Source organism: bacterium (assembly GCA_021372775.1).
GTDB lineage: Bacteria > Acidobacteriota > Polarisedimenticolia > J045 > J045 > JAJFTU01.
This window is the reverse complement of sequence record JAJFTU010000133.1, coordinates 1-3,446: the sequence shown is the minus strand read 5'-3', so window position 1 is coordinate 3,446 and position 3,446 is coordinate 1. Positions and strand designations below refer to the sequence as shown.

Below are 3,446 nucleotides of genomic sequence, written 5' to 3'. Positions count from 1 at the left end.
CGGACGGGCGACGCGGCGCGGCTCGGGCGGATCGGCGGGGCGCGGGCCGATCGACGCGGCGGCGGCCGCTTCGTCGTCGCCGCTCCGCGACGGACGTCGCGTCTTCGTGCCGACTCGGACCGCCATTCGCCCTGTGCACGGGACTGGTGAAGCTATGAGGACGGGAGCGGGATCGGCGACGCGTGCAGAGCCCGCCGCGCGGTTGGTCGCGGCTTGCACGCGCGCGCCGCGATTCGTTTCCTGCTGGTCGCCGAGCGACAACTCCGTCGTCGAGTGCTTTCGAACCAACCGCTCGACCTTCGTCGGGATGGCGGAGCTGTCTGAGGTGTATGCGCCATGCGACTGACATCCGTCTGCTCGGCGGCATTGATTCTGGCGACGCTCTGCTCGGTCGGGTGTTGGCGGTGCGACTACAGCGGCCCGATCACCGACGACATGGTGGTCGGGGAGTATGAGTACATCTCGAAGACCGGCGTACTTGATGAACGGGTAGGTGACCGCGTCGTTCTGCGGGCAGACCACACGTACGTTCTGACTCGTGCGGCGCGGCCGGGGGCTCACGCCGAGGAAGTTGGAATGTGGAAGCTGAGAACGATCGAATACATGTGGAAGGTGGATATTGACGACTTCGGATATGTGGTCCGAATCACGCACAACGAAGTGCAGTTGCTGCGGAACGACGACCTGGGACTGATGTTCATGAGGCCCCGAAAGAAGAGGTGACTGGGGAAGTCGGTTCAAGACCGAGAATCGCGTATGATCGTGGCGGCAGTTGAAACAAGACGATTCGCAAGCAGACCGCGTGAGCCCGGTCCTCTGGATCAGCGCCGCGCCTCTGGCTCTCGGGTCCAGAAGGACAGCGTCCCCAACGGACCGGTCAGCGCGGTCGGCTGTGCGAGGCGGGGGAAACAGAGTGACCGTGCTCCGAGTGCTGATCACGTTATGGGCCGGTTGCGCGGTGATTGCCTGTCCTCCTGACGCGGAGGCGGCCGGCGGCGCCGCCTGCCCTCTTCGTATCGAAGTCGATGCGGAGTACGCGAGTGCGGATGACGTAAAGCCGAGGCTTAGCAGCACAGACGGACGCGCAGCCGTTTACTTGGCCGGAGAAATTGGAGATGCGGCGCGGGTCGAACGCGCGTCCCTGCCAGATATCGGCTCATGGGCGCTAATGCCGTTCGAGAGGCGTGTCCCGTGGACCGAGCTGGATCTGGATGATGGGGTTCCGTTCACAGCTTGGAAGAGCGTGCTGGAGCCTGAGCGCGAAGGGGGGAGCGTCATCCGCGCGGGAATGTACCGGTACGTCCTGATCTATGCGCTGAAGCGCCCGTGGCGAGCCAACACGGAGGTCTGCGTGTTGCGTTCGGCGACCTTTACCGTGCGAAAGGACTCGTTCTGGATGATGTACGACGAGTCGTCAGCCGCCGGTGATCACCCGCCGGACCTACGCGGTGTTCGTGCCATGTCGCCAAACTGGTTCATCGGTTTGGACTGCCGAGGGCGACGGCGCGATTCGCGGAACCTCTTGGCGGGCGTTGTGCTCGGTTGATTCGGGTCTTCGGGGCTTCTAGAGCGAAGCCCGCTCCAGGTTGGCGAGCACGCGGCGCAGATGGGCGTCGAACCGGTCGGCCTCCTTCTCCGAGAAGCCGCCGTAGAAGAGGTCCGTCATCTCCCGTGAAACCGCCCCGTAGAGCGCCCGGAGCCTCCTGTTTCCCGGAGTCAATTGCACCGTCACCTTCCGGCGGTCCTCGGCGCCGCGCACCCGGACGATCTGGCCGGCCGCTTCCAACCTGTCGATCGTGTGGGTCAGGGTCGATTTCCCGAGCGAAACGCGCTTGGCCAGTTCGGCGATCGTCGTCGGGCCCTGGTCCCACAGCACGAACAGCACGCGCCCGTGCGCGGGATCGATCACGATGCCCCGCTCGCGCAGCATCCGGGCGAAGACGCGCCCGCCGAGCCGATGGATCTTCGCGACGAGGAAGCCGCCCTGCCGACGCCCGCTCATCGGGATCGAAGGTCCAGGTGGAACGCCTCCGTTCCGAGCCATCCGGCGGCGGTCGCGGCGGCGAGCTTGACGACGACGCAGTCGGGATCGGAAGGCCCCTCGGGCCAGTACATCCGCCAGCTGTCGTCCCACAGCGCCCGCTTGAGTTCCGGCGAGTCGAGGATCTCCCCCACGCCGGAGATCATCACGCCGCGACCGAGCCGGGGAAGCGCGAAGTAGGCGGCGGCCGCGGGATTCGCCCGCAGCTCGCGGACCTTGCCGGAGGCGGCCGACGTGCAGAAGTACACGTCGAACCCCGCGTCGCGCGCGCACGCCGAAGGGCCCGGGAAGAGGTCCTTCCGCCGCAGGTTGACCATGGCGCGGACGCGCGGGGCCGAGCCGCTGACCGTGGCGAGAAGGACGGCGTCGGCCTGGTCCATGATCTCCAGCAGCGCGCCGTTGTCGATCACGGGGCGACCTGCGCGTTCGCGAGGGACCAGTGGGTGTGCACGATGCGCCAGCCCTCCTTGCCCTTGTGATAGACCTCGGTGGCGTTCCAGCCCGGCCCCGCCCCGTCCTTGCGGCGGTAGTTGAAAGTCAGCACGGCCGTGTCGCCCATCGCCTGCACCGTGGCGTTCGACATCTCCCCCGGGGTGGCCTCGCCGGAGGGGGTCATCACCTTCCTGTAGAAGCTGCGCAGGTTCTCGAGGCCGACGATGGGCCGCTCCAGAAAGGGATCGATGTAGACAACTCCTGGATCCGAGATGGCCAGGAACCCATCCGCGTCCATGTTGTCGGAACGGTCCAGCGCGGCCCGCTCCATGGCGAGGATGGTCGCGGGAATGTCCGGCGCCTGCCGGAACAACGCCCGGAGCGGCGCCCGAAGGAACGACGGCTTGAGCATGATGCCTCCATGGGGTGGTTCGATTTAGAATAGTTCGACGTCGAACCAAAAGGCAAGAACTCCCCGGACCTCCGCCGGCCGGCGTCGATCCGCCCGGCCTCCCCCGGGGGCGGCCGGCCCGGGTGTACCCTGAAGCCGCGCCGCGCGCCTCCTCCCAGGAGCCCGCCATGCTGCTCACCGCAACGCTTGAACCTGAAAGCCGCAAGGCATGGCGCGAGTGGCTTGAGCGCCATCACGACACCGCGAAGGAGATCTGGCTCGTCTTCACCAAGCGGACGGCCGGCGGCCCGGCCTTCGGCTACAAGGAGGCCCTTCTGGAGGCCCTCTGCTTCGGCTGGATCGACGGCGTCCGCCAACGGCTGGACGACGAGAAGTACGCCCAGCGCTTTTCGCCGCGAACCAAGGATTCCAAGTGGTCCCCGGTCAACCTCGCCTTGGCCAGGGAACTGCAGGCCGCAGGTCTCTTGGCGCCCGCCGGCTTGGCTTCGCTCGATCAGGCCAAACAGCCCCCCGCGGAATCGACCGAGCCGTTTCCGCCCGGCTGGTTCATGGCCGCAATCC

At 66.8% G+C, this 3,446-nt stretch carries 6 protein-coding genes; 3 read left to right on the top strand and 3 right to left on the bottom strand.

Going from position 1 to position 3,446, the window contains the following annotated elements; translation table 11 throughout:
• The first annotated feature begins 336 nt into the window (after positions 1 to 336).
• On the top strand, positions 337 to 723 hold the full coding sequence (locus tag LLG88_04430; protein MCE5246153.1) for a hypothetical protein: 387 nt from the start codon (positions 337 to 339) through the stop codon (positions 721 to 723).
• Between the two features lie 190 nt (positions 724 to 913).
• Complete coding sequence (locus LLG88_04425) at positions 914 to 1,546, top strand: hypothetical protein (protein ID MCE5246152.1); 633 nt, start codon at positions 914 to 916, stop codon at positions 1,544 to 1,546.
• A gap of 18 nt (positions 1,547 to 1,564) precedes the next feature.
• Here LLG88_04425 and LLG88_04420 read toward each other — a convergent pair whose 3' ends face one another.
• The 3 genes from LLG88_04420 to LLG88_04410 are packed head-to-tail and all read right to left on the bottom strand — an operon-like array spanning position 1,565 to position 2,885.
• Positions 1,565 to 2,002 carry a MarR family transcriptional regulator gene (locus LLG88_04420; protein MCE5246151.1) on the bottom strand — a complete coding sequence of 146 codons (438 nt, stop codon included), beginning with the start codon at positions 2,000 to 2,002 and terminating at the stop codon, positions 1,565 to 1,567.
• The gene (locus tag LLG88_04415) at positions 1,999 to 2,451 is read right to left on the bottom strand and encodes a pyridoxamine 5'-phosphate oxidase family protein (protein ID MCE5246150.1); all 453 of its coding nucleotides are present in this window, start codon (positions 2,449 to 2,451) and stop codon (positions 1,999 to 2,001) included. Before LLG88_04415 ends, LLG88_04420 begins: the two co-directional genes overlap by 4 nt.
• The gene (locus LLG88_04410) at positions 2,448 to 2,885 is read right to left on the bottom strand and encodes a DUF3225 domain-containing protein (GenBank protein MCE5246149.1); all 438 of its coding nucleotides are present in this window, start codon (positions 2,883 to 2,885) and stop codon (positions 2,448 to 2,450) included. Before LLG88_04410 ends, LLG88_04415 begins: the two co-directional genes overlap by 4 nt.
• Before the next feature lie 167 nt (positions 2,886 to 3,052).
• Here LLG88_04410 and LLG88_04405 point away from each other — a divergent pair.
• Positions 3,053 to 3,446 (top strand): hypothetical protein (locus tag LLG88_04405; GenBank protein MCE5246148.1); only part of this gene is annotated, 394 nt, incomplete at its 3' end.

Coding starts and splice junctions, on each gene's coding strand:
- LLG88_04420 (MCE5246151.1), bottom strand. CDS start 2,002: ATGAGCGGGCGTCGGCAGGGCGGCTTCCTCGTCGCGAAGATCCATCGG.
- LLG88_04430 (MCE5246153.1), top strand. CDS start 337: ATGCGACTGACATCCGTCTGCTCGGCGGCATTGATTCTGGCGACGCTC.
- LLG88_04410 (MCE5246149.1), bottom strand. CDS start 2,885: ATGCTCAAGCCGTCGTTCCTTCGGGCGCCGCTCCGGGCGTTGTTCCGG.